The sequence below is a fragment of the Mesorhizobium sp. M7A.F.Ca.CA.001.08.2.1 genome, from assembly GCF_003998455.1.
Classification (GTDB): domain Bacteria; phylum Pseudomonadota; class Alphaproteobacteria; order Rhizobiales; family Rhizobiaceae; genus Mesorhizobium; species Mesorhizobium ciceri.
Window position 1 is genome coordinate 1 of record NZ_RZPW01000808.1, and the last position, 2,689, is coordinate 2,689.

General features: G+C 56.8%; 1 protein-coding gene. It reads right to left on the reverse strand.

Going from position 1 to position 2,689, the window contains the following annotated elements:
- Positions 1-1,282 precede the first annotated feature (1,282 nt).
- Entirely contained in the window at positions 1,283-2,014 is a 732-nt protein-coding gene (locus EN914_RS31290; protein WP_024505864.1) for a Crp/Fnr family transcriptional regulator, read from the reverse strand.
- Positions 2,015-2,689: the final 675 nt, after the last annotated feature.

The following is a 2,689-nucleotide window of genomic DNA, read 5'->3' on the forward strand; positions in this document are numbered from 1 at the left end:
AGCCCGTCTTCACACCCTTGGGCGTATCTTTCGAACAGTTCCACCTTTTCTGGATAAGGAAGGCGGTGTAAACGCTGGCAACCTTCGCACCGATAGTGGGCGGCAACGATGAACCAACGCCCTGGCTCAACCGAAGATAGTTTCTGGGAGAGCGGCATCAGGTCGCGTAACTCAAACTGCCGACGCCAGAATCAGCGTTATCCCCACCACCGTCGACCTTGTCGGACGTGTGAAGACCTTGAAGCGAGAGGACAAGCTAGGCCACGCGACTTTGCGGGCGATCCGTGAGGCGAAATCGTGATGTTAAATGAAGTAAGCCCGCCGCTGAGCACACAACAACAGCGACGGGCCTTGCTCGCCTACGCTTGGTGGGGATTGATAACCAAGCTGAACTTAACTTGGATTTCAGAAACAGGTTCCAGCGCTACCAAAAGATTTGATCGCAGGTGGCCCGGCACCGGGTCTCGAAATCGGTGGCGGGGCTTTGCTCGGCTTTTTCAAGGAGATTTCCTTACCAATCGCGTCCCGAACTTCCATTTCAGAGACATGTTCCCTGGTCGTGGGACAGACACTTCAGCCTTTACAGGACGGCTTGATTTGGGGGGCCTTGGGCGTCGCTAGTGCTTGAAGCGAAGCTTCTGCAAAGTCCGACCGTAGATGGTAGCGAACAGCAGAGGCGTCTCTGACTTCCATGCGGACGCAAGCAAGCTCGTCAAGCAAGACACGCCCGCTGGCGCATAAGGTTGGCACGGATCGCACGCGAAAGCTCGATGTCGCTGAGGCGTTGGGAATGGGAAAAGTCAGCCCGATGTAGCACGTTCGTTTATTGATCACCTAATTGCCCACTGCTGCGGGCGTAGGCGGAGATCGATCAGGTCCCCGCAGATCTGACAATGCCCGCTATGCGGATAGCGACGGCATCAAGTCCGCCCTGGCAATCTCGTCAGGACGTGTGCCGCCGCTTCGGCCGTGTGGGCAGTGCACCCGAGAAGGTCGCCACCGCCTAACCTTGCCGGGTATTGGCGACGCCGGCCTATTGGCGACGCAATCCCAAACTCTCCACGATCCCTCGCTCAATATGACAGTTGAATCTGTGCTGGTGATTTTCCATGCAACCTCGAGGGGAGAGATGGTTCTGCTTGGAATGGGAAGCGTGGTGGGCTGGGTGGCGTAAGGCCAAGGTATAGTATGCCAACGACGTTGATCTCCCTGAAGGATGTCGATCTGAAGCGCCGGATTGCGAGATGATCTCTAATGGCAACCGGTTGTGCTCCCCAATGATCTAAGTCAGGTCTGGAGACGAGCGGATGTCTCCAAGCAGCCTCACGTAGTCTGCCTCCGGCTGACCGTAGGTGCCATTTGCAGATGCCAGAAGGCCGCTGCGGTCCCGGATACGCACTTCGCCACGTCGGGAATAGATGAACCCGCGTCCTTCCAGCACCTGAAGCCCAACGGTAACTCCCGGACGCCTCGAGCCCAGCATGAGGGCTAGAAACTCATGGGTGATCACAACGCGTCCACCGTGGACCCGATCATCACACATTAGAAGCCATCGCGCCAAACGCTCTTCAAGGTTTGCGCGCGCGTTGATCAGCGCCGTATAGCTGGTCTGGATGTTGAGATACTGGACATAGCGCAAGAGTAAGAGGCGCAGCGTCGGGCTGTTCGAGAGTGCCGCCTTGAATGGCTCAGCTCCGATCCTGAAAGCGTTGCCGGGCAGCTGGACAAAACATTCATGCGCGGCATAGTCAGCCCCCATCACGAGCGCCGCACCAGTCATTCCCTCAAAACCGATAAGCGCAACCTCGGCTTCCCTCCCCAAGGTCCTCGCAACCACAGAACCGATGCCGTCCTCCAGGAAGTACATCGTAGTGATCTCCGAAGCGGCTTGCTCCAGATTCATTCTCAAATTGAGGGCACATGGCTCAAGGTGTGGCTGCAGAAGCGCTAGGTCATCGGGGTTGAGCCGACACAGCAATCCGTTTTTATAGGAATTGTTCTTTGGATTGGTCATGGCTCAATCCCGCCTGGGGCAAGAGCTTTCCAATCTCCTTGCCGTCCGCGCCCGTAAAAACGTGCAGACGATCTTGTGACGCTACGCCTCTTGGCGCGACAATCATAGGAGAATGCGAATCGATGCACGGCGAGCCCCCGCCACCGTGATTACAAAAGACTTGGAAGAAATGTCAGAGTTGGAAACGTACCGAGCTCGGGTTTGTACTAAACCGACATTCTGACGCCCCGGCCTGCCCGTCTTCATTTTGCCTGACCAGCGGAAGCGGCAACGGCCTAGTCTTGGCTTCTGACAGCAACGATGCGAGGCATGGCCGAGCCTCGCTTCGACTCCCGTGCCCGTCTCGCCATCTTGTACCTTCGTCGCGACCTGACTGCTTCCTCCGCCTGCTCGCGCGACATCTCCCCCGCGCGGCCAAACGGCTTCTTTTCTGGCATTCGATTGTCGTTGGCACGTTGGGTCACTGCCATGTCCGTCTCCGTTCGGAGCCGAACTTCGATTTGCCGGAACTATTCCATGCAGCACCCGCTGGTGCTGAGCGTGTTTTGAGCTGAGGTGAGGCGTTGTGAGGTCAAATTCCGTCGCGCTGCATTTCTAGCCTTGCATTAGAAACGCCATCCAGAATCCGGTGATAAAGCACGTCGAGCAAGTGGAGGTATTCAATCAATCTTGCCG